This is a genomic window from uncultured Roseobacter sp., assembly GCF_947496515.1.
Classification (GTDB): Bacteria; Pseudomonadota; Alphaproteobacteria; order Rhodobacterales; family Rhodobacteraceae; genus Roseobacter.
Genome location: NZ_CANMDB010000011.1, coordinates 91,597 through 111,858, shown reverse-complemented (window position 1 = coordinate 111,858; position 20,262 = coordinate 91,597). Strand labels below are relative to the sequence as shown.

General features: G+C 65.2%; 19 protein-coding genes. 13 read left to right on the top strand and 6 right to left on the bottom strand.

All coding sequences use genetic code 11. The features are described from left to right. The first annotated feature begins 79 nt into the window (after positions 1 to 79). Positions 80 to 1,006 (top strand): LysR substrate-binding domain-containing protein, encoded by a 927-nt coding sequence (locus Q1A53_RS17895; RefSeq protein WP_299969046.1) that lies wholly within the window; start codon positions 80 to 82, stop codon positions 1,004 to 1,006. Positions 1,007 to 1,037: 31 nt separating this feature from the next. Here the strand turns inward: Q1A53_RS17895 and Q1A53_RS17890 are convergent, their stop codons facing one another. Beyond that, complete coding sequence (locus Q1A53_RS17890; protein WP_299969044.1) at positions 1,038 to 2,597, bottom strand: bifunctional UDP-sugar hydrolase/5'-nucleotidase; 1,560 nt, start codon at positions 2,595 to 2,597, stop codon at positions 1,038 to 1,040. A gap of 183 nt (positions 2,598 to 2,780) precedes the next feature. On the opposite strand from Q1A53_RS17890, the gene Q1A53_RS17885 reads away from it, so the two are divergent. Continuing rightward, positions 2,781 to 3,125, top strand: a complete 345-nt coding sequence (locus Q1A53_RS17885) for a DUF952 domain-containing protein (RefSeq protein WP_299969042.1) — start codon at positions 2,781 to 2,783, stop codon at positions 3,123 to 3,125. Beyond that, positions 3,125 to 4,165, top strand: a complete 1,041-nt coding sequence (locus Q1A53_RS17880) for a quinone-dependent dihydroorotate dehydrogenase (RefSeq protein WP_299969160.1) — start codon at positions 3,125 to 3,127, stop codon at positions 4,163 to 4,165. Before Q1A53_RS17885 ends, Q1A53_RS17880 begins: the two co-directional genes overlap by 1 nt. A 217-nt stretch (positions 4,166 to 4,382) precedes the next feature. On the opposite strand, the gene Q1A53_RS17875 is transcribed toward Q1A53_RS17880, so the two are convergent. Genes Q1A53_RS17875 through Q1A53_RS17865 form a run of 3 tightly spaced genes read right to left on the bottom strand, consistent with a single transcriptional unit; the run spans position 4,383 to position 6,632 of the window. Then, positions 4,383 to 5,705, bottom strand: a complete 1,323-nt coding sequence (locus tag Q1A53_RS17875; RefSeq protein ID WP_299969040.1) for an MATE family efflux transporter — start codon at positions 5,703 to 5,705, stop codon at positions 4,383 to 4,385. Next, positions 5,698 to 6,213: a PaaI family thioesterase gene (locus tag Q1A53_RS17870; RefSeq protein WP_299969038.1), complete on the bottom strand. Its 516-nt coding sequence runs from the start codon at positions 6,211 to 6,213 to the stop codon at positions 5,698 to 5,700. Before Q1A53_RS17870 ends, Q1A53_RS17875 begins: the two co-directional genes overlap by 8 nt. Next, on the bottom strand, positions 6,210 to 6,632 hold the full coding sequence (locus tag Q1A53_RS17865; protein ID WP_299969036.1) for a PaaI family thioesterase: 423 nt from the start codon (positions 6,630 to 6,632) through the stop codon (positions 6,210 to 6,212). The genes Q1A53_RS17870 and Q1A53_RS17865 overlap by 4 nt, the downstream gene beginning before the upstream one ends. Before the next feature lie 133 nt (positions 6,633 to 6,765). Here Q1A53_RS17865 and Q1A53_RS17860 point away from each other — a divergent pair, with 133 nt between their 5' ends. From Q1A53_RS17860 to Q1A53_RS17825, 8 genes are all read left to right on the top strand, one after another. Next, positions 6,766 to 7,140 (top strand): MerR family DNA-binding transcriptional regulator, encoded by a 375-nt coding sequence (locus tag Q1A53_RS17860; protein WP_299969034.1) that lies wholly within the window; start codon positions 6,766 to 6,768, stop codon positions 7,138 to 7,140. A gap of 391 nt (positions 7,141 to 7,531) precedes the next feature. Beyond that, positions 7,532 to 7,933 (top strand): MerR family DNA-binding transcriptional regulator, encoded by a 402-nt coding sequence (locus tag Q1A53_RS17855; protein WP_299969032.1) that lies wholly within the window; start codon positions 7,532 to 7,534, stop codon positions 7,931 to 7,933. Between the two features lie 37 nt (positions 7,934 to 7,970). After that, on the top strand, positions 7,971 to 9,752 hold the full coding sequence (locus Q1A53_RS17850) for an acyl-CoA dehydrogenase C-terminal domain-containing protein (protein ID WP_299969030.1): 1,782 nt from the start codon (positions 7,971 to 7,973) through the stop codon (positions 9,750 to 9,752). A 246-nt stretch (positions 9,753 to 9,998) separates the two neighbouring features. Further along, positions 9,999 to 10,301, top strand: a complete 303-nt coding sequence (locus Q1A53_RS17845) for a hypothetical protein (RefSeq protein ID WP_299969028.1) — start codon at positions 9,999 to 10,001, stop codon at positions 10,299 to 10,301. Further along, entirely contained in the window at positions 10,298 to 10,936 is a 639-nt protein-coding gene (locus tag Q1A53_RS17840; protein ID WP_299969026.1) for a glutathione S-transferase family protein, read from the top strand. Before Q1A53_RS17845 ends, Q1A53_RS17840 begins: the two co-directional genes overlap by 4 nt. Positions 10,937 to 11,167: 231 nt before the next feature. Next, entirely contained in the window at positions 11,168 to 12,379 is a 1,212-nt protein-coding gene (locus tag Q1A53_RS17835; protein ID WP_299969024.1) for an acetyl-CoA C-acetyltransferase, read from the top strand. Positions 12,380 to 12,384: 5 nt separating this feature from the next. After that, entirely contained in the window at positions 12,385 to 13,335 is a 951-nt protein-coding gene (locus Q1A53_RS17830) for a hypothetical protein (RefSeq protein ID WP_299969022.1), read from the top strand. Beyond that, positions 13,332 to 15,533, top strand: a complete 2,202-nt coding sequence (locus tag Q1A53_RS17825) for a 3-hydroxyacyl-CoA dehydrogenase NAD-binding domain-containing protein (RefSeq protein WP_299969020.1) — start codon at positions 13,332 to 13,334, stop codon at positions 15,531 to 15,533. Before Q1A53_RS17830 ends, Q1A53_RS17825 begins: the two co-directional genes overlap by 4 nt. A gap of 92 nt (positions 15,534 to 15,625) precedes the next feature. On the opposite strand, the gene Q1A53_RS17820 is transcribed toward Q1A53_RS17825, so the two are convergent. Then, positions 15,626 to 16,291, bottom strand: coding sequence for a sulfotransferase family 2 domain-containing protein (locus Q1A53_RS17820; RefSeq protein WP_299969018.1), 666 nt, complete (start codon positions 16,289 to 16,291; stop codon positions 15,626 to 15,628). Positions 16,292 to 16,416: 125 nt separating this feature from the next. Between Q1A53_RS17820 and Q1A53_RS17815 the strand changes: the two genes are divergently transcribed. Together Q1A53_RS17815 and Q1A53_RS17810 are read left to right on the top strand one after the other, a co-directional pair. Further along, on the top strand, positions 16,417 to 18,048 hold the full coding sequence (locus Q1A53_RS17815; protein ID WP_299969016.1) for an AMP-binding protein: 1,632 nt from the start codon (positions 16,417 to 16,419) through the stop codon (positions 18,046 to 18,048). Between the two features lie 93 nt (positions 18,049 to 18,141). Further along, positions 18,142 to 19,158 (top strand): hypothetical protein, encoded by a 1,017-nt coding sequence (locus tag Q1A53_RS17810; protein WP_299969014.1) that lies wholly within the window; start codon positions 18,142 to 18,144, stop codon positions 19,156 to 19,158. A 485-nt stretch (positions 19,159 to 19,643) separates the two neighbouring features. On the opposite strand, the gene Q1A53_RS17805 is transcribed toward Q1A53_RS17810, so the two are convergent. Then, the gene (locus Q1A53_RS17805) at positions 19,644 to 20,252 is read right to left on the bottom strand and encodes a hypothetical protein (RefSeq protein WP_299969012.1); all 609 of its coding nucleotides are present in this window, start codon (positions 20,250 to 20,252) and stop codon (positions 19,644 to 19,646) included. Positions 20,253 to 20,262 lie beyond the last annotated feature (10 nt).

The following is a 20,262-nucleotide window of genomic DNA, read 5'->3' as shown; positions in this document are numbered from 1 at the left end:
GTCCTCCTCGGGGGTGGCGATCGACCATATTATTGCAAATCGCGGGGCAAAAGACTAACGATGGTTTTTTCTGCCATTCATGAGGAAACCGCATATGTCCGGGCTGCCGCGCCATCTGCCGTCGATCGCTGCCCTGCGGGCTTTCGAGGCCACGGCGCGGCTGGGAAGTGCCACGCAGGCAGCCGCGGAGCTGGCCCAGACGCAAAGTGCCGTGAGCCGTCAGCTGAAGACGCTGGAGGACCAGCTGGGCGTGGCGTTGATGGCGCGGCAGGGGCGCGGGCTGGTGCTGACGCCCGCAGGCGCGCGCTACGTAAGCGAGGTGCGGGCGGTGCTGCAGCGGCTGGCGCAGGCCTCCGTCGCCGCCCGGATGCTGGAGGCAGGCGGGGCGCTGAACCTCGCCATCCTGCCCGCGTTCGGCATGCACTGGCTGGCACCGCGTCTGAGCGATTTCGCCCGGCGCCACCCGGAGGTTACGGTGAACCTGTCGACGCGGCTGGCGCCCTTTGATTTCAGGACGAGCCGGTTTGACGCGGCCATTCATTTCGGGCGGGAAGACTGGCCCGGGGTGCAGTATCTGCCGTTGCTGCCCGAGACGGTGGTGGCGGTCTGCGCGCCGTCTCTGGTGGCCGCGCCGCTGGCAACGGCTGCGGAAATCCTGCGTCATGACCTGTTGCATCTGGACACGCGGCCCCGGGGGTGGGCCCGTTGGCTGCAGGCCCTCGGGCATGAGGCATCGCCACCGCCGGGCATGGTGTTCGACCAGTTCGCGACGATGGCGCAGGCCGCGGTGCATGGCTCAGGCATCGCGCTGCTGCCCACCTTTGTGGCGGAGCCCTATCTGGCCAGCGGTCAGCTGGTCTTGGCCAGCGATCACACGACCGAGAGCATCGGCAGCTACTTCCTTGTCTGGCCTCTGGCGCGCGAGGCACCGCCCGCGCTGCTGGCCTTTCGGGACTGGTTGGCGGAGGAGGCGCCGCCCGGGACCGGGTCCGCGGGCGACGCCTGAATGGCTGGTCTTCAGTCAGAGGGCAGCGCGCTTACTTGGCCGTGATGCGCCCGTCAGTATAGGGCGTGTAGGGACCGTTCTCGGCGAGGAATTCCGCCATGACATCCGCGAGATCCGGCCCGAAGTCATATGCGTTTTGCGCATCCTTGAACATCGCGTAGCCGTCACCGCCGTTGCGGACGTAGTTATTGGAGACCACACCGTAGAGCTTGGCGGGATCGATGGGCGCGCCGCCCACCATCACGTCGCTGATCCGGCTGCCGGGTTCGGCGCTGGCGTCAAAGCTGTAGCTCATGCCGGAGACCTGGGGGAAGCGGCCCGCACCATCCTCATACTGGCTGACGCCATTCTCAAGCGCGGCGACAATCGCCTCGCCGGTGACCTCGAATGTCGACAGCGTGTTCTGGAAGGGCAGCACTGTCAGCACCTCGCCCATGGTCACCTTGCCCGCGTCGATGCTGGCGCGGATGCCACCACCGTTCTGGATCGCGATCTCGACGCCCTGATCCTTGACCCGGTCAAGCATGGCGTCGGTGATCAGGTTGCCCATGGCGCATTCACGTGCGCGGCAATCCTCGCGCGTGCCGACGATGTCGGTGGCGGTTTCGGCCACGACGCGCTGTTTCAGCTCTTCGATGGGCGCGCCCATCTCGGCGATCCGCGCCAAGGTGCCTGCATCGGGCGTCACGGAGGCGTCGAGCAGCATGGGATCACCCGACACCTCGGTCAGGTTACCCTCATCGTCGAATGTGATTTCCAGATGGCCCAGGTATTTGGTGTAGGCGTAGGCCTGTGCGACGGGCGTGCCCTCGACCATTTCGGGGTAGGCAGGCGTGCCTTCGTCGTCATTGCTCATGAGCGTGTGGCTGTGGCCGCCGATCACCAGATCAATGCCGGGCACGGCCGCGGCAATCTCACGGTCCTTGTTGAGGCCGACGTGGTTGAGCGCGATGATGATGGTGACGCCGTCGGCTTCCAGCGCAGCGACATCAGCGGTGAGGGCGGCGATCTCATCCTCGAAGGTGATGTTTTCGCCCGGGCTGGAGGTCTCCACCGTGTCCGTGGCCAGAGCCGAGACGATACCGATGCGCTGGCCGCCGACCTCAAGCACCACGTGGTCTTCGACGGCGTCCGCCAGCAGGGGCTCGCCCGCAAGATCAAGGTTGCCGGAGACCACGGGGAAGCTGACCTTTTCGATGAAGTCAGCGAGGCCCTGCGGTCCGTCGTCAAATTCGTGGTTGCCCACGGCCATGACATCATAGCCGATGGCCTCCATGAACTCGGCCTCCGCAGCACCTTTGTAGGTGGAATAGAAGAGCGAGCCCTGGAACGGGTCGCCCGCGTCGAGCAGCAGCACGTTGGCATCGGCAAGCTCGGCCCGCTTGGCCTCCACCGCGGTTTTCACGCGCGCCACGCCACCGAAACAGGCACCTTCGGCCTCGCCCTCGGCGTCGCAGGTGGAATCGTATTTGTTGATGGATTCGATGCGGCTGTGCATGTCGTTGGTATGCAGGATGTGCAGCGTGTAATCGGCCTGTGCCATGCCGGCGCCGAGCGCGAGGATGGCAGTGGCGGTGAGGGTCTGTCTCATGGTGTCTCCCCTGTGAGATTTTATGGGGTGCATGGTGACCCGGCGCGCGGGCAGTGTCAAAGCCCCGGGGCGCTGCCGGGGCCGCGGCGCCGCGACGTCACCCGCTGGCGCTGAAAAAGAGGACGGTCGGGCGCGCGGCCCCCGTGCTTGACCCGACCGACTGCACCGGGCATCACGGCGCGCATGGTGATTTACAAGATATTACGCGCGCCCGAATGGGCCCGGTTGCAGGCCGATGGCAGGAGCGATGGCGCCCCCATCGACGTGGCGGATGGCTATGTGCATTTCTCCACCGCCGAACAGGCGGCGGAGACGGCGGCCAAGCATTTTGCGGGGGCCGAAGGGTTGATGCTGCTGGCGGTGGACGCAGACCCCCTGGGTGCGGAACTGCGGTGGGAAGTCTCGCGGGGCGGGCAGCCGTTTCCGCACCTCTACCGCGAGCTGCGGCTGAGCGATGTGCTCTGGTCGGAGCCTTTGCCGCTGGTGGCGGGCGTGCATGTGTTTCCTGCGAGGGTCGGCGGCGCATGATGGCAGGGTTGGAGCAGCTGGGTCTGGCCGCCCTCCGCCGGGTGGATCCGGAGACCGCCCACGGGCTCGCGCTCACGGCGCTGCGGCGCGGGCTGGCGCCACAGCCGGGGGTGGTGACATCGGATCGGTTGCAAAGCCGGGTGGCGGGGTTGGATCTGCCGAACCCGGTCGGTCTGGCCGCGGGGTTTGACAAGAACGCCGAAGCGGTTGGACCGCTGGGGCGCGCGGGCTTTGGCTTTGTCGAGGTGGGGGCGGCGACCCCGCTGCCGCAGCCCGGGAACCCGCGCCCGCGGCTGTTTCGGCTGAGCGAGGACCGGGCCGCGATCAACCGCTTCGGGTTCAACAATGACGGGATGAAAGCGATCAGCGCGCGGCTGCGGTCGGCACCGCGCCACGTACCCGTGGGGCTGAACCTCGGCGCCAACAAGGCGAGCGAGGACCGCGCAGACGACTTTGCAAAGGTCATGGCGCATGTTTGCAAAGTGGTTGACTTTGCGACGGTGAACGTGTCCTCGCCCAACACCGAGCGGCTGCGGGATCTGCAGGGGCCAGCGGCGCTGGCGGCCTTGCTGGGCGGGGTGATGGAGGTGCGGGGCGAGACGCCGGTGTTTCTCAAGATCGCGCCGGACCTGAGTGCGGCGGAGCTTGCCGATGTCGCCGCCGTCGCGCGGGAGGCGGGCGTGGACGCGATCATCGCGACCAACACGACGCTGAGCCGGGAGGGGCTGACGAGCGGTCACGCGCAGGAAGCGGGCGGGCTGTCGGGTCAGCCCTTGTTCGAGCGGTCCACGCGGGTGCTGGCAGCGCTGTCCACGCAGGTAGACATGCCGCTGATCGGGGTTGGCGGGGTCGCCAGTGCAGCACAGGCCTATGCCAAGATCCGGGCCGGGGCATCGGCGGTACAGCTTTATACGGCGCTGGTTTACGGCGGGCTGTCGCTGGTGCAGCAGATTGCCGAAGGGCTGGACGCGCTGTTGGCGCGGGACGGGTTTGCGACGGTGGCCGAGGCTGTCGGGACCGGGCGGGAGCCGTGGCTGTAGGATCGTATGGCGTCTGACATGGCCATGGTGCTGCACTGACCATCGACCTCGTGAGCGGCGTAAACCCCTTGGTCTGACCATGGAAATGAGGGCAGCCCGTGACCGCGGGTGGGGGAGAAGCCCCCGCCCGGGGGGCGGTCGGGGGCTGCCCGGCGATACCGCCGGGCGACGGGCATAGCACTGAAGCAGGCACCCATTCAGGGAGCGGAGCGACGGGCTACCCCCGCCCTGCCGCCGCTTCCAGCGCAGGGTAGCGCGCGCCCAGCGTTACGCCGCGGGCCACAAAGGAGATGAGCAGCGCCAGCCAGAGCCCGTGGTTGTCCAGCAGCGGCAGCAGGATCAGGATCGCGGCCCAGTAGATCGCAAAGCTGAGTGCCATCATGTTGCGCATGTCCGCGCTGCGGGTGGCGCCGATGAAGATGCCATCAAGCATCCACGCGGCGCATCCGAGCAGGGGGGCCGCGATCATATAGGGCAGGAAGACACGGGCAGTGTCCTGCACCTCCGCGTTCTTGGCCATCAGGTCAATGAGCCACCCGCCCGCCAGCGCGAAGCCGAGCGCGGTGCCGATGCAGATCATGAGACCCCAGAAAGCGGTGACAAGGGCGGCGCGGCGCACGTAGGCCCGGTCACCCCGGCCGTAGGCGCGGGCGATGAGCGTCTCGGCCGCGAAGGCAAAGCCGTCCATGGCATAGGCGGTGATATACATGAACTGGATGAGCACCTCGTTCGCGGCCAGCGTCACATCGCCGAACCGCGCCCCGATGAAGACGAAGGACGAAAAGATCACCATCAGCATGAGCGAGCGCAGCAGGATGTCGGTGTTCAGCAGCGCCATGCGGATGAGCCGCGCACGGTCGAAGATGCGCGGCCAGTCGCGCCAGGCGGGACGTGTGAAGGCGGCGCGGCAGAACCACAGGCCGAGGGCGGCACCGCTCAGCTCGGCGATCACGGTGGCCACGGCGACGCCGGCAACGCCCCAGCCGAAGCCCAGCACGAAGATCAGGTCGAGCAGGATGTTGACCCCGTTCATCACCAGCTGGACCCAGAAGACCGCGGCGGTCTTTTCCATGGCGATCAGCCAGCCGGTGAGCGCGTAGACGGCGATGGCCGCGGGGGCGGTCCAGATGCGGATGGTGAGGTAGGTGCTGGCGAGGCGCTCGACCTCGTCGCTGGCGGGCGCCAGCTGGAACGCGGCCCAGAAGATCAGCGGCTGCAGCGCGATGAGTGCTGTGCCGCCCGCCAGTGCCACCATCAGCGCCCGGGTGAGCCAGGCGGAGACCTCGTCGCTGTCCCCTGCTCCTTCGGCCTGACCGACGAGCCCCACGGTTCCCATGCGCAGAAAGCCGAAGATCCAGTAGACCGTCGACAGGATGATCGCGCCGAGGCCCACGGCCCCGATGGGTGCGGCCTCGCCCATCTGGCCCACGACGCCCACATCCACCGCGCCCAGGATCGGCACGGTGGCGTTGGACAGCACGATGGGCAGGGCGATTTTCAGGACGCGCCGGTGGCTGACCGTCGCGGGCTGGTCAGTCACGGGGCTGGGGCATCAGGAAATGACCTGTGGCCTGGGCAAAGAGCCGCGCGCGGTGGTCCTGCCAGGCCTCCACATGCACGCTGGCGTAGCGCCGTCCGGAGCGGTTGACCCGCGCGCGGGCATAGGCGTCGCGCGGCAGACCGGAGCGCAGGTAATCGGTGGAGATGTCGATGGTCTTGGGCAGGCGCGGCAGACCTCCGGCGGCCAGCGTGGCGGTGTCGATGGCGCCTGATTCGATGTCTTCCCACAGATAGGTCCAGCTGAGCGTCACGATGGCGGTGACCTCCAGAAACGCGGCGGTCACCCCGCCGTGGATCGCGGGCAGCATCGGGTTGCCGATGAGTTTCTGGTCGAAAGGCAACACGCCGGTAAGCTCGTCACCCTTGCGCTCGAACTGCATGCCGAGATAGCGGATGTAGGGCACCCCCTCCACCAGCGCGCGCAGGGTCGCATCGCGGCGCTGCTTGATGACCTGAACGGGCTCGGGTGGGCGGCGGGGTGCTTTCACGCGGCCCCCTCCACCGTGAAGGCACCGGTAGCGGCAGCGACCGGATTGCCGGTATCGGCATCCGTGGCGGTGGCGCGGACGAAGGCCACCGTGCGGGTCACGTGGTAACAGGTGGCATGGGCCGTGATCGGCTGACCGGGCGTGGCGGCGCGCATGTAGTCGATGCGCAGATCAATGGTGGCCGTGCCGCCGGGACTGGCCGGATGGCTCATCACCGCGGCGCCGCAGCAGGTATCCATCAGCGCGGAGACCGCCCCGCCGTGGATCACGCCAGTTTCCGGATCGCCCACGAGCTTGGCGTCATAGGGCATCAGGATGGTCGCCTCACCGTCCCCGATGGAGGTGAGCCGCATGGCGAGCGCCTTGCTGTGGGGGATCGCTTCGATGAACTGCCGGGCGATATCGGTCTTTGTGGCCATGCGCTTTCCGTGTTGCGACGGGCACACCGCCCGCCGTCTGCCGCCTTTATCAACGCATTGCGGCGGCGAGGGCAAGAGCGACGGTTGCGCTTGGCGCCGGGCCGTCCTAGCCTGAGATCAAGGGAGAGACCGTATGGCAGACGAGCGCCTGACGTTCAAAGAGATGTGCGCCGCGTTCGACGTGACGCCCCGCACGTTGCGCTACTATGAATATATCGAATTGCTGGAGCCCGACCGCGAGGGGCGCGCGCGCTTTTACGGGCCGCGCGAACGGGCGCGGATGAAGCTGATCCTGCGCGGGCGCAAGTTCGGCTTTCAACTCGAAGACATCCGCCAGTGGCTGCTGATCTACGAGAACGAGGGCACCGAAGCGCAGATGGCCGCCTGGATCAAGCTGGCCGACAGCCAGTTGCAGGAATTGGCGGAACAGCGCAGCCAGCTGGAAGACGCCATCACGGAATTGCGCGATCTGCGCGACAGCGTCGCCGGAGAGCTGGGCCAGGGTTGACGCGGCTGGCACCGGGCGACGGGACGTCCGGGATCAAGGCACGCCTCTGAGGGAAACCGCTCAGGAAAAGGGGGAAAGCCTCCTCACCCCCATCGAGGGGGATCGGTGGCTGCCCGGTCCAATGACCGGGCCCGCCTGCCCCGACGGTCTGCGCCAAACCTCGAAAAAGCCGGATGCGGGGCCACTCCGCCGCCCGCTGCGGTGGATTTTTGTCCAAAAGCCACCCTCCGGACCCGAAGGCGCGCCAGGGCAAGGCGGCGTTTTTCCGCGTTCCGTTAAGACAGTCGCCAGAGTGACGTGACGTCGGACTTACGTCAACCTCGCCGAGCCTTGTAGAAGAGCGAACAACCCGTAGCTGTAGCCCAACACACGTTCCCGAAAAGGCCCTGCCATGACCCAAGAAACGATGACCATCCGGCAGATGTGCGATGCCTTTGGCGTAACGCCGCGTACGCTGCGATTCTACGAATCCAAGGAATTGCTGTTTCCGCTGCGCGACGGTCAGAAGCGGCTTTTCACGCGCCGCGACCGCGCGCGGCTCAAGCTCATCCTGCGCGGCAAGAAGTTCGGCATCAACCTCGAAGAGCTGCGCCAGCTGCTGGACCTCTATGACCGTGGTGATCAGCAGCAAAGCCAGCTGGAGGCCTCCTATGCCGTGGGTCAGAAGCGTCTGGGCGAGATGAAGCGACAGCGCGCCGCGCTCGACGCCGCCATTGCCGATCTGACCGACCAGCTGAAATGGGGCGAAGAAATGCTGACCTCCATGCGCGCGCCCCGCAGCGCCGCCGAATAACCAAAAGCTCACGACTGTTTATCAGGGAGAGACCGATATGCCCCGCTACACCGCCCCCGCCAAGGATCTGCAATTCGTCCTGCATGACGTGCTGAAGGTGACCGAGCAGACGATCCCCGGCTATGACGAGCTGGAGGCTGATTTCACGGCTGCCATTCTGGAAGAGGCAGGCAAACTGGCCTCAGCCGTGCTGGCGCCCCTGAATGTGGTGGGCGATACCGAAGGCTGCACGCTGGAGAACGGCGTGGTGCGCACGCCTACCGGCTTCAAGGACGCCTTCGAACAGGTCAAGGAAGGCGGTTGGCCCGGGCTGGATATGCCCGAGGAATTCGGTGGCCAGAACATGCCCTGCGTGATCGGCACTGCCGTGGGGGAGATGTTCTCCTCCGCCAATATGGCGTTCACGATGTATCAGGGTCTGACCCATGGCGCGGCCTCTGCCATTCTCGCACATGGGACACAGGCGCAGAAGGAAACCTATCTGCCCAAGATGGTGTCCTGCGACTGGACCGGGACCATGAACCTGACGGAGCCCCATTGCGGCACGGACCTGGGGCTGATGCGCACCAAGGCGGAGCCGCAGGGGGACGGGTCCTACAAGCTGACGGGGCAGAAGATCTTTATCTCCGCCGGTGAGCACGACATGGCCGACAACATCATCCATCTGGTGCTGGCCAAGATCACCGGCGCGCCGGAGGGGATCAAGGGTGTGTCGCTCTTCATCGTGCCGAAATTCCTGGTGAACGAGGATGGCTCGCTTGGCGCGCGCAACGGCGTGGCCGTGGGCAAGATCGAGGAGAAGATGGGCATCCACGGCAATTCCACCTGCGTGATGAACTACGACGGCGCTGTGGGCTATCTGCTCGGTGAGGAGCACAAGGGCATGCGCGCCATGTTCACCATGATGAACGAAGCGCGGCTGGGTGTGGGCATGCAGGGCATGAGCCAGGCGGAGGTCGCTTATCAGAATGCGCTGGATTATGCGCAGGACCGGCTTCAGGGGCGGGATGTCACGGGCGTAAAGAACCCCGATGGCCCGGCGGACCCGCTGATCGTGCATCCCGACATCCGCCGCAGCCTGATGGACCAGAAGAGCTTTGCCGAGGGCGCGCGGGCGTTCCTTCTGTGGGGGGCTGCGATGATCGACGCGGCCCATCGGTCGGACGACAAGGATGCGGATGGTCTGGTCTCCCTGCTGACACCAGTGATCAAAGGGTTCCTGACCGATCAGGGCTATGACATGACCGTCAAGGCCCAGCAGGTCTACGGCGGGCATGGCTACATCGAGGAATGGGGCATGTCGCAGTTTGCCCGCGATGCGCGGATCGCCATGATCTACGAAGGGGCCAATGGTGTTCAGGCGCTGGATCTGGTGGGGCGCAAGCTGGCCCAGGACGGAGGCAAGCACGTGATGGCATTCTTTGATCTGGTAAAGTCGTTCATCAAGGAGAGTGCCGGACAGGATGCCGCCTTTGATGCGCAATTCCTGGAGCCCCTGAAGGCCGCGAGCAAGGATCTGCAGGCAGCCGGAATGTATTTCATGCAAAACGGCATGAAGAACCCGAACAACGCGCTCTCGGGCTCTTATGATTTCATGCATATGTTCGGTCATGTCTGTCTGGGCCTGATGTGGGCCAAGATGGGCAAGGCGGCGCTGTCGGCACTGTCGGCCGGGACGACAGATGTGGATTTCTTTGAAGGCAAGCTTCATACAGGGCGGTACTATATGGCGCGGCAATTGCCCGCGACGGCGCTGCATCTGACGCGGATCCAGAGCGGAGCGGAACCGGTGATGGCGCTGGAGGCAGCGCAGTTCTGACGAAATCCGGGGGCGGCCCGGGCAACCGAACCGGGCGCCACGGGCGAGATGACGCGGGGCGCGCCGCCTTGGACATCGGTCCGAAGGTGCAACGAGTCAGAACGGGGTGACGGTCAGGTGGCTAGAGCAGCTCAGGATCACGAAGCAAGGCCCGATAACCGCTGGTTTGCCGCCGGGGGTGCGAGCGGATTGACCGCTCCCCCTGACGCCCCTGTCGGAGCCTCCGGCGGGAGTTTTTCTGGCAAGATGACAGGGAAGCTCCGCTCTGTTTTCATCGGGCGGCGATACACCGAGGCCGTGAAAACAGAGCGTCACCTTGCACGACGCTCGGCTCTCCAGCCTGCCCCGCAAGACCGATGCTATGGCATTCTAGGTAAACAAATGATCAACGCAGCTCTTTCATCTTGCCAAATAAACTCAATCGGCGACATGCCTTCCTGCGAAGGCGCTGCCGCGGGTGTGATCAGCCACGGCGGGGCCGACCTGAGCGACCACGTTGGCGATCCCGTCGACGATGGGCGGTTTTCAATCGAAAAGGATATCACATGAGCCTGAAACTCCATTGCTTCGGCGAGAGCGGGAACTCCTACAAGGCGGCACTGGCGCTGGAGCTGTCCGGTCTTGCGTGGGAGCCGGTCAAGGTGGACTTCTTCGGAGGCGAGACCCGTACGCCCGCCTACCGTGCAGAAGTCAGCGTGATGGGCGAGGTGCCCATTCTCGTGGACGGCGATCTGCGTCTGACCCAATCGGGGGTCATTCAGGACTATGTATCGGAGAAATCCGGCAAGTTCGGGGGTCGGGATGCGGACGAACGGCGCGAGATCCTGCGGTGGGTGTTCTGGGATAACCACAAGCTGAGCTCAGCGGCCGGGATGACGCGATTCCTGATGAACTTCCTGCCCGAAGACAAGCGCCCCACAGAGGTCATCGCCTTTCAGCAGGGGCGGCTGAAGGCGGCCTATGAGGTGCTGAACGATCACCTCCAAGGGCGGGACTGGATCGTGGGCGACGGGATCACCAATGCGGATCTGAGCTGTTGCGGCTATCTCTATTACCCGGAGCCCTTTGGGTTCAACCGGACGGATTGGCCCAACATCGACGCTTGGCTGACGCGGTTGAGCGATACTCCCGGCTGGAAGGCACCTTATGATCTGATGCCGGGCAGTCCCGCGGACCGCGCTTGAAAGGAAGACGATGTCGCGTTGGTTAGACACATTCAGGCTATGGTGCGGCATCGAATGTCAACGCAGACGCCTTTCAGATGGTCTTGTGATGTACGAAACCATGGATGCCACAAACCCTATCACCTTTCGCTTCAACGATGGCGAGACACGTGCGCACGTCAGCCTCAGTTGAGGGGAAGCGGACTATTTATCCAAGTTGCTCGATGAGCATCTCGAAGAAGGACAGATGACATGACCGAGGCTTATATCTACGACGCGCTGCGCACCCCGCGCGGCAAAGGGCGCAAGGACGGGTCCCTGCATGAGGTGACCGCGCTGCGGCTGTCGGCCCTCACGTTGAACGCCCTGAAGGAGCGCAACAACCTCGAAGGTCACGCGGTCGAGGACGTGATCTGGGGCAATGTCACCCAGGTGATGGAACAGGGGGGCTGCCTGGCGCGCTCTGCCGTACTGGCCTCGGATCTGGATGAGCGGATCCCGGGGCTCGCCATCAACCGCTTTTGTGCCAGCGGCATGGAGGCGGTGAACATCGCAGCCAATCAGGTGCGGGGCGGTGCGGGCGAGGCCTATATCGCCGGGGGTGTGGAGATGATGGGCCGGGTCGCCATGGGCTCGGACGGGGCGGCGATTGCCGTGGATCCCTCCATCGCCATGGAACAGTATTTCGTACCGCAGGGCATCAGTGCTGACATCATCGCGACCGAGTACGGGTTTACGCGCGATGACGCGGACCATCTGGCGGTCGAATCCCAGCGGCGGGCGAAACAGGCCTGGGACGAGCGCCGCTTTGAAAAATCGGTCATCGAGATCCGCGATCAGAACGGTCTGCCGATCCTGGATCATGACGAGTACATGCGCCCCCAGACAGACATGCAGAGCCTCGGCGGGTTGAACCCGGCGTTCCAGGCCATGGGCGAGGTCATGCCCGGTTTCGACAAGGTCGCGCTGATGAAATACCCGCATCTGGAGCGGATCAACCACATTCACCATGCGGGTAACTCCAGCGGGATCGTGGACGGGGCGGCGGCGCTGCTGATCGGGTCCAAGGCATTCGGCGAGGCGCACGGGCTAACGCCCCGGGCGCGCATCCGGGCCACGGCCAAGATCGGCACCGACCCCACCATCATGCTGACCGGCCCGGTGCCGGTGACCGAAAAGATCCTTGCCGACAATGGCATGACGATCGGTGACATCGACCTCTTCGAGGTGAACGAGGCCTTTGCCGCCGTTGTCCTGCGCTTCATGCAGGCCTTTGAGGTGGACAGCGACCGGGTCAACGTCAACGGTGGCTCGATTGCCATGGGTCACCCGCTGGGCGCGACGGGTGCGATGATCATCGGTACCCTGCTGGACGAGATGGAGCGCAGCGACAAGGAGGTGGGTCTGGCGACGCTCTGTATCGCCTCCGGCATGGGGGCGGCCACGATCATCGAAAGGGTCTGACGGAGGTGAGCGACGCCAGGGCTCTCGTGATCTACCAGGATGCGCTCGATGCCGTGTCCCGGGCGATCATGGAGGAGGATGGACCTGGCCTCATGGCCCGCGCAAAGCTGCCCCATCTGGTGCGCACCGCCCAAAGCGAAGCGGTGATGGAGACACCGGAGGACCTGATACAGGGGTTCGGGGTCTTTGCGCAGGCGGTCAAGGCGCTCGGCGCGACGCAACTGGTACGGCTGGCAACGGATGCGACATACCTGAGCCCGCAATACATCACCGGTCACCACGTCACCCACACGCTGCGGGACGCGCTGCCGGTCATTGAAAGCTACACCAACCGCATGGTGCTGATATGCGATGCAGGGATCTGGAAGATGCTGGAAACAGAAACGACGCTACAAAACCCGCACTGGCCCATTCATATGCCACGTGCCCCGCGCGATGGTGCGCGCAAGGCGGCACCGGCGGCCCCGAAAGACGACGTGCGGAAACTGGCGGTCTCGCCTTTGCGGCTCTATCAGGATTTTCTGGATGCACTGTCGGAGGCCAATAACGCGGGCGATTTCGACGGCTACTGCAATCATATGCTGTTCCCCTATTCGTCGCATACCGAGGCGACCGATACGATCATCGACAGCCCGGAAGACGTGCGGCCGTTTTTTGACGGGCTGCGACAGACCCTGGCAAAACACGGTGCGGACCGTATCGCGCGATGTGCCGAGAGCGCGGAGTTCATCTCTGCCGATCTGATCTGCGGCTATCACGCGACAGAGTTCCGCGCGGGCGAGGCCTGCGTTTTCGGACCGGTAAAATCGCGCATGGTGCTGAAACGTCAGAACACCGACTGGTACCTGAAATCGGTAACCAACGCGCTCCAGAACAAACGCTACCCCTACAATGTGCCGAGGCCCGGCAAGGCTCTCGTGACGCTTCAGAAAATTCAGGAAAGGACCCGGACATGACCGAGTTTACTTCAACCACCGACGCAGATGGCATTGCAACGATCACCTGGGACGTGCCCGGCAAATCCATGAACGTGATGTCCTACGAGGGGCTGGCGCAGCTGGAAGAGCTGATTGACGCTGCACTGGCGGATGGGGACATCAAGGGTGTGATATTGACATCCGGCAAGGATGGCTCGTTTGCGGGGGGTATGGATCTCAACCTGATCGCAAAAATGAAAGCGGATGCGGGCGAGAACCCGGCCAAAGGGCTCTTTGACGGCGTCATGGACATGCACCGGCTGCTGCGCAAGATCGAGCGCGCGGGCATGGACCCGAAGACGCTGAAGGGCGGCAAGCCGGTGGCCTGCGTGCTGCCGGGTACGGCTCTGGGCATCGGGCTGGAGCTGCCGCTGTCCTGCCACCGGGTCTTTGCCGCCGACAACCCCAAGGCCAAGATCGGCCTGCCCGAGATCATGGTGGGGATCTTCCCCGGTGCGGGCGGGACCACGCGACTGGTGCGCAAGATGGGCGCCATGTCGGCCTCCCCCTTCCTGCTGGAGGGCAAGCTGGTGGCACCTGCCGCAGCCAAGGCGGCGGGGCTGATCGACGAGGTCAGCGCTGATCCGATGGCCGATGCGCGCGCCTGGGTGTTGTCAGCGAAGGACGCGGATCTGGTCAAGCCCTGGGACGCCAAGGGCTACAAGATGCCCGGCGGTGCGCCCTACCATCCGGCGGGCTTCATGACATTTGTCGGCGCCTCGGCCATGGTCAACGGCAAGACCCAAGGGGTCTATCCGGCAGCCAAGGCGTTGCTGAGTGCGGTCTATGAGGGCGCGCTGGTGCCCTTTGACACGGCGCTGAAGATCGAGGCGCGGTGGTTCACCTCCGTGCTGATGAACCCAAGCTCCGAGGCGATGATCCGCTCGCTCTTCATCAACAAGGAGGCGCTGGAGAAGGGCGCCGTACGCCCTGCGGATGTACCGGACCAGCGGGTGAAAAAACTGGGCGTGCTGGGCGCGGGCATGATGGGGGCGGGCATCGCGCTGGTCTCCGCCCAGGCGGGCATTGAGGTGGTGCTGATCGACCAGACGCAGGAAGCCGCGGACAAGGGCCGCGCCTATACGGCGACTTTCGCCGACAAGGGCATCCAGCGCAAAAAGACCACGCCAGAGAAGAAAGAGCAGCTGCTGAGCCTGATCACGGCGACGACCGATCTGGGCGCGCTCAAGGGCTGCGATCTGATCATCGAGGCGGTTTTCGAGGACCCGAAGGTCAAGGCGGAGATGACCGACAAGGTGGAAGCGGTGATCGACGAGGACTGCATCTTTGCCTCCAACACCTCGACCCTGCCCATTACCGAACTCGCCAAGGCATCGCGTCGCGCGGGTCAGTTCATCGGGATCCATTTCTTCTCTCCGGTGGAGAAGATGCTGCTGGTGGAGATCATCAAGGGCAAGGAGACAGGTGACCGGGCCGTGGCCAAGGCGCTCGACTACGTGCGGCAGATCCGCAAGACACCCATCGTGGTCAATGACGCGCGGTTCTTCTACGCCAATCGCTGCATCATTCCCTACATCAATGAAGGCATCCGGATGGTGGCCGAGGGTGTGGAGCCCGCGCTGATCGAAAATGCCGCGCGGCTGGTGGGCATGCCATTGGGGCCGCTGCAGCTGGTCGATGAGACATCGATTGATCTGGGCGCCAAGATCGCGCGGGCCACGAAATCGGCCATGGGTGACGCCTACCCGGATGGTGCCGTGGATGAGGTGATCTTCTGGATGGAGGACCTCGGACGGCTGGGGCGCAAGTCCAGCGCCGGGTTCTACAGCTACGACGAGAAGGGCAAGCGACAGGGCCTCTGGGACGGGCTGAGCGCACAATATGCGACCCTTCAGGAGCAGCCCGAGCTGATCGATGTGCAACACCGCCTGCTGTTCGCGCAGTCGCTGGAGGCCGTGCGCGCGCTGGAGGAAGGTGTGTTGATGGACATCCGCGAAGGCGATGTGGGCGCGATCCTCGGCTGGGGCTTTGCGCCATGGTCGGGCGGCCCGCTGAGCTGGCTCGACATGATCGGATCGGCCTATGCGGCGGAGCGGTGTGACCAGTTGACGGCAGCCTTTGGCGAACGGTTCACCTGTCCCGACCTGCTGCGCGAGATGGCGGAGAAGGGGCAGAGCTTTTACGGTCGCTTCGCGCCGCAAAAGACGGCGGCCTGAGGATGTGAGGGCGCGCCAGCGCGGCGCGCTTTCAATTCCATGGCGGTTGGGTATCAAGCAGGGACGCCCGGCGGTGCTGCCGGGCGGGTGCATCACTCCTCAACATCCTGCCTTTCGAACCGGTACCTGAAGCGCGCAATATCTTCCGCGCAGAGGGTCGCCACCGTCTCCGCGCTCGCGGTGTCATAGCAACGCCGATAGTCTGCGGGCCGCTTGGAGGCGTTGCATCGCGGCAGCGTGATCTCAAAGCCCAGATGCGCAAAGAGCGGTGCTGCATCGCGAGTGAAATGCTCCAGCCGGATATAGAGCGCGTCCTGTTCGCGCCCGGTCGCATCGGTCAGGTAATGACGCGCCGGGCTGGCCCGGAGGCTTTCCTGCACATGGCTGACCTGCAGGAAATCCGCAAACTCAAAGGCCTGCGATGCGGCCACGGCCGGGTGATCGAACCCTTGCTCCCGCAGCCAGTGGTAGTAGCTGACCACCCTGTCCCACGGGTTGCGCACCAGCGTGAAGACCAGCATCCCGGCCATCTCGGGTACGCCGACGATCCCGTCGATATCGCCAAGTGTGCTGTGTTTCCACAACCGGCCGCGCGGGCTCAGCCCCGCCAACCGGCGCTGGCGACGACGTGCCTTGGGGGTGTCGCCGATCAGCAGATCATCCCGCATCGCCCGCGCCTCCAGAGCGGTGGCCAGAGAGGTCCCGCCCGTCTTGGGGATATGCACGAAGATGTAGCGCCGCCCGGTCGAGATGATCACCGGCGGCACCTGTAGCGGCAGGCGATCCAAATGTATGACAATTGACTTTCCAGATGCACCGGGAACAATAGTGTCATAGCGCTGCGCGGCGTAAACTGCCAAGCGCAAAGGGAGAGGAGCGCCGTATGGGGTGGATGAAAGACGAAACCGGGCTGGAGAAATGTGCCGCCAACCATGTGCCACTGACGCCCCTGTCGCATCTGCGCCGGGCGGCCGCGGTGTTTGCGGATCACCTGGCGGTGATCTACGGCGCGCATCGGGTGAGCTATAGGCAGTACCATGCGCGCTGCACGCGGCTGGCCTCGGCGCTGGCGGCGCGCGGTGTGGTCCCGGGCGACGTGGTGGCCACCCTGCTGCCCAACGTGCCCGCACAGGTCGAGGCCGGCTTCGGCGTGCCCGCCTGCGGTGCTGTGCTGAACACCATCAACACGCGGCTGGATGTGGAGACGGTGGCCTATATCTTCGGTCATGGCGAGGCGAAGGTGGTGCTGGTGGACCGCCAGTTCCTGGAGCTGGCAGAGGCCGCCTGCGCGCGACTGGAGGGCACCCCGCCGCTGTTGATCGAGGTACCCGACCCCGGCGCAGGCTACCCCGCGTCGGGCCGGTATGAGACCTACGAGGAGATGCTGGCCGGAGCGGATCCGGCGTTCGACTGGATCCTGCCGCAGGACGAATGGGAGAGCCTCTCGCTCAACTACACTTCCGGCACCACGGGGCGCCCCAAGGGGGTCGTCTACCACCACCGCGGGGCGTACCTCATGACCATGGGCACGGTGATCAGCTGGCGAATGGTGCTGCATCCGATCTACCTGACCATCGTGCCGCTGTTTCATTGCAACGGCTGGAACCACAGCTGGATGATGCCGCTGATTGGCGGCACGGTGGTGTGCTGCCGCGACATCACGGCACCGGCGATCTTTGGCGCGATCGCAGAGGAAGGCGTCACCCATCTGGGCGGCGCGCCCATCGTGCTCAACATGCTGGTCAATGCGCCCGCTGACGAACGCCGCGCGCTGCCCCACCCGGTGGAGGTTTTCACCGCCGGAGCGCCACCGGCGCCTGCCACATTGGCCAAGATCGAAGACCTCGGCTTCAACGTCACGCAGGTCTACGGTCTGACGGAGACATATGGCCATGTGACCGAGTGCCTGTGGCGCGGGGCCGAGTGGGACGCGCTGGCGGGGCCGGAGCGGGCAGCGATCAAGGCGCGGCAGGGCGTGGCTTTTCCCATGATGGAGGACATCGTGGTCACGGACGATGCCCTGTCCCCTGTCCCTCTGGACGGCACGGTGCAGGGAGAAATCATGATCCGCGGAAATTCGGTGATGAAGGGGTACTACCGCGATCCGAAGGCCACGCAGGCGTCCTTTGAGGGCGGTTATTTCCATTCCGGTGATATCGCGGTGCAGCATGGTGACGGCTATATCCAGATCGCGGACCGCGCCAAGGACATCATCATCTCTGGAGGCGAGAATATCTCCTCCGTCGAGGTCGAAGGGGTGCTGATGAACCATGAGGAAGTGATGCTGGCCGCGGTCGTGGCGAAACCGGACGAGACATGGGGCGAGGTGCCCTGCGCCTTCGTGGAGCTGAAAAGCGGCGCGTCGGTGGATGGCCCCGGCCTTATCGCCTTTGCGCGTGAGCAGCTGGCCGGGTTCAAGACGCCCAAACACGTGGTGTTTCAGGAGCTGCCCAAGACCTCCACCGGCAAGATCCAGAAGTTCGAACTGCGCAAACTGGCCCGCGAGATGGGCTGAAGGTAGGCAGAGACCGCCGAGCCCCGGCCATTGCCGCCGCGACGACCGGGGTGATAGGCTGACGCAAAGCATCAAGCGAGCAGCAACCTTTCGGTGAAAACGGCCCTGACACGATATGAACGGCTCGAGGCCACGGCGCTCTGGCGTGCGACGCCCGAGGATCAGCGCCGTGAGGTCGTGATTTCCATCGGCGAGGCGACGCTGACCATTGCGGATCTGGGCGACCGGCCTCTGACCCACTGGTCGCTGGCCGCCATCCAGCGCGTCAATCCGGGCGAGCGGCCCGCGCTTTTCTACCCCGAGGGGGATCCTGGCGAGACGCTGGAGCTCGGCACGGATGAGGCGCAGATGATCGAGGCCATCGAGACGCTGCGCCGCGCGGTGGAGCGGGCGCGCCCACGGCCCGGGCGGCTGCGCTGGCTGGGATTGGGGCTGTCGTTGGGGGCTGTTGCGCTGGCGGGGGTGTTGTGCGTGCCACAGGCGCTGAACCGCCATGCCACGACGGTCGTGCCACAGGTCAAACGGGCGGAGATCGGGGCAGCGCTGCTGAGCCGGATTGAACGGATGGCCGGGGCAGCCTGTGCCAACAGCGCGGGACGCCGTGCGCTCAGCACCCTGCGCGCCCGCCTCGGCACCGGACCGATCAGCATCCTGCCCGGGGGCATCACCACCAGCCTGCATCTGCCGGGCGGACATATCCTGCTGGACCGGGCGTTGGTGGAAGACTTCGAGGAACCCGATGTGGCGGCCGGGTTCGCGCTGGTTGAGGCGTGGGCCGCACGCACTCAGGATCCGCTGGCGGATCTGCTCGCGGTGGCGGGCGCACGGGCGAGTTTCCAATTGCTCACCACGGGCCGTATCGCGCCCGAAACACTCGACGCCTATGCCGAATACATGCTGACCCAGCCCAGGGTCGACCCCGCGCCCGGGGCGCTTCTGGCCGTGTTTGCCGAGGCAGGGGTGCGCAGCACCCCCTATGCCTATGCGCGTGACATCACCGGCGAGACGGTGCTGCCTTTGGTCGAAGCCGATCCGATGGCCGAGCAAACGGGCAAGGCCCTGCTCAGCGATGCGGACTGGCTGCGGCTGCAGGGGATCTGTGGAGGCTAGAGCGACCAGCCAAAAACCCCAGAGACCCCGCTTTGGGTCAGAGCGCCCCGGCAACAGGTACTGGTGCGCCGCACCGTTCCGCCCTCGTCAAACCGGAGGTTTGCCTTTGGCAAAATGGGCGGCGGTTCCATACTGACACCGGACGTATCAGGTTTGGGGACGGGCGCTCCAGAAAGAGCGCGGTTCGTCAGGTCCGTCTCGCTGCGGGATCCGCGATGACGCAGTGACGCGGATCGGGTCGGCCGGTTTTTCAGGGGCAAAGCACCTTCGTGCGACTGGAAATCCTTCCCGCACGCTGCACCGGCTTTTCGCTCAAACTACCGGCGACACACGGCAACGGCGTTTCGAAACGCCGTTTTCCCGCCTGGATGCTGATCGCAATAAAAACCGCGGACCGGCAAGGCGCACCCTGTACAGTCTGCGCCGAAAGGCCTTCGAAGGCCTTTCTCCCCGGACGACCCTCCCGCGGCCAGGCCATGTCAGTCCTAGTCAGCGGGCCGGGTTGGTACGCCGGGCCGCCAGATCTCGCGCATCTGTTGGTGGCCTTGCAGCGTCTGCTCGGCGCGGCGCGGGTTCAGACGGTCGTCCTCCCAAACGGACCGGTATCCGGGGGGCACGGTGGTCTTGCGTGCGTTGCGGTGTCGCTCGTACAGGTGTTTGGGAATCACCCGGGTCAGGGGTGAGACCCCTTTGGCCGCTGCCGTGTCGGGTGTCACCACCGTGCCTACCAGGCCGGTGGCCCGAGCGGACGGCGCGGCACCGGGCGCGCGGTTGGCAACCCCCGGGCGGGCCACCGGTGCGGGCGTCAGGACAATCGCCGCCCGTGGCGCGGTTTGGGCCGCAGGTGCCGGTGCGCGCGCAAAGGTCGGTGTCTGACCGCAGACCTGCCGCCGTTGGCGCGTGACCCGCGGTACCCACTGCACCGCCCCCGGGCTCCCCGCCCGAATAAAGGCACATCCGGCGCTGTCCACATATTGACGCCCCGTGAAGCTCGCCGGCGGAAACTCCTGCGGTGCCGCGGAGCTCTGCGCGCGAAGCGGTGCGGGCACGGGTGCCATCAGCATGGCAAGAATGAGCGCTGCAATGATTTTCATAAGAGCCTCA

What these genes read in the sequence shown, in the direction of transcription:
- Q1A53_RS17895 (WP_299969046.1), top strand. Translation starts at nt 80, where the DNA reads ATGAGGAAACCGCATATGTCCGGGCTGCCGCGCCATCTGCCGTCGATC.
- Q1A53_RS17850 (WP_299969030.1), top strand. Translation starts at nt 7,971, where the DNA reads ATGCCCCGCTACACCGCCCCCGCCAAGGATCTGCAATTCGTCCTGCAT.
- Q1A53_RS17880 (WP_299969160.1), top strand. Translation starts at nt 3,125, where the DNA reads ATGGCAGGGTTGGAGCAGCTGGGTCTGGCCGCCCTCCGCCGGGTGGAT.
- Q1A53_RS17855 (WP_299969032.1), top strand. Translation starts at nt 7,532, where the DNA reads ATGACCCAAGAAACGATGACCATCCGGCAGATGTGCGATGCCTTTGGC.
- Q1A53_RS17815 (WP_299969016.1), top strand. Translation starts at nt 16,417, where the DNA reads ATGGGGTGGATGAAAGACGAAACCGGGCTGGAGAAATGTGCCGCCAAC.
- Q1A53_RS17865 (WP_299969036.1), bottom strand. Translation starts at nt 6,632, where the DNA reads ATGGCCACAAAGACCGATATCGCCCGGCAGTTCATCGAAGCGATCCCC.
- Q1A53_RS17885 (WP_299969042.1), top strand. Translation starts at nt 2,781, where the DNA reads ATGGTGATTTACAAGATATTACGCGCGCCCGAATGGGCCCGGTTGCAG.
- Q1A53_RS17860 (WP_299969034.1), top strand. Translation starts at nt 6,766, where the DNA reads ATGGCAGACGAGCGCCTGACGTTCAAAGAGATGTGCGCCGCGTTCGAC.
- Q1A53_RS17840 (WP_299969026.1), top strand. Translation starts at nt 10,298, where the DNA reads ATGAGCCTGAAACTCCATTGCTTCGGCGAGAGCGGGAACTCCTACAAG.
- Q1A53_RS17890 (WP_299969044.1), bottom strand. Translation starts at nt 2,597, where the DNA reads ATGAGACAGACCCTCACCGCCACTGCCATCCTCGCGCTCGGCGCCGGC.
- Q1A53_RS17845 (WP_299969028.1), top strand. Translation starts at nt 9,999, where the DNA reads ATGACAGGGAAGCTCCGCTCTGTTTTCATCGGGCGGCGATACACCGAG.
- Q1A53_RS17825 (WP_299969020.1), top strand. Translation starts at nt 13,332, where the DNA reads ATGACCGAGTTTACTTCAACCACCGACGCAGATGGCATTGCAACGATC.
- Q1A53_RS17835 (WP_299969024.1), top strand. Translation starts at nt 11,168, where the DNA reads ATGACCGAGGCTTATATCTACGACGCGCTGCGCACCCCGCGCGGCAAA.
- Q1A53_RS17805 (WP_299969012.1), bottom strand. Translation starts at nt 20,252, where the DNA reads ATGAAAATCATTGCAGCGCTCATTCTTGCCATGCTGATGGCACCCGTG.